Raw genomic sequence first — 829 nt, forward strand, 5'->3', positions numbered from 1 at the left:
GAGATCCAACTTTCGTAGATTGTGTCTTTACATCAAAACTGGTCTACCTAGACTAGCGGCGAGTTTAAGTAAAAGGTATGTACGGCATGTGGAGTTGGCTGGCGATAGGGTTATCAGGTATGTATTCCGTGTTGGGTGCAAAGCAAGCGAACCCGACACAATCCTTAGTGTTTAAAATCTTTACGCTATTACTTCTTCTTATTTTGGTGCTAACCCAAGGGCCGTCGGCCGATCACAGCTACTGGATTGCTGGTGGTTTGGTGGTTTCTATGTTCGCCGATACGCTGCATTCGTTTAAAACACGCAAGCTGATCTATTTTGCTGCCTATCTCGCAGCGCAAGTGTGCTACAGCAAATCTTTTTGGGTTCAGCTCAATGGCGATATCGTGTGGTGGTTGTTGGCTTTGTTGCTTGCCGCCAGTATCGTGGCGTTTTTCCTTCTTTTACCGCAGTTAGATTCGCTCGTTTTTCCCGTAGTGACTATGGGCATAATGCTAGTGCAGCTCGCTTGGGCAGCCGGTGAGGTTTGGCTACAAACGCCTAGCTACGCGAATGCCATTGGCTTTAGTGGCACCGTCATCATGACGTATTCCGCGCTCGCTTACGCCATACACGGATTCCGTAAACCAATGAAGCGCGCGTATGTTTGGGTAAGTGGAAGCTACTTTCTTGCTCATGCACTCATTGTTGCTTCTATCATTTACTAACGTAAGTCAAAGCAGTGCTCGACGATTTCAGTACACTGGTCGGGTTCTATTTGCTAACTGGAGTTAACGATGAGTGACATTCATGCTCACAACTTACTAAACCTACTACGTGAAACCCCAAT

The 829-nt window shown here is 46.8% G+C and carries 1 protein-coding gene; it reads left to right on the plus strand.

The annotated features are described in order from the left end of the window. Positions 1-86: 86 nt before the first annotated feature. Positions 87-707: a lysoplasmalogenase gene (locus R8N47_RS24435; protein ID WP_005481960.1), complete on the plus strand. Its 621-nt coding sequence runs from the start codon at positions 87-89 to the stop codon at positions 705-707. The last annotated feature ends 122 nt before the right edge of the window (positions 708-829 follow it).

This window comes from Vibrio sp. 2132-1 (assembly GCF_033344315.1).

Excerpts from the sequence above, each read along its gene's own strand:
- R8N47_RS24435 (WP_005481960.1), top strand. The coding sequence starts at position 87 with ATGTGGAGTTGGCTGGCGATAGGGTTATCAGGTATGTATTCCGTGTTG.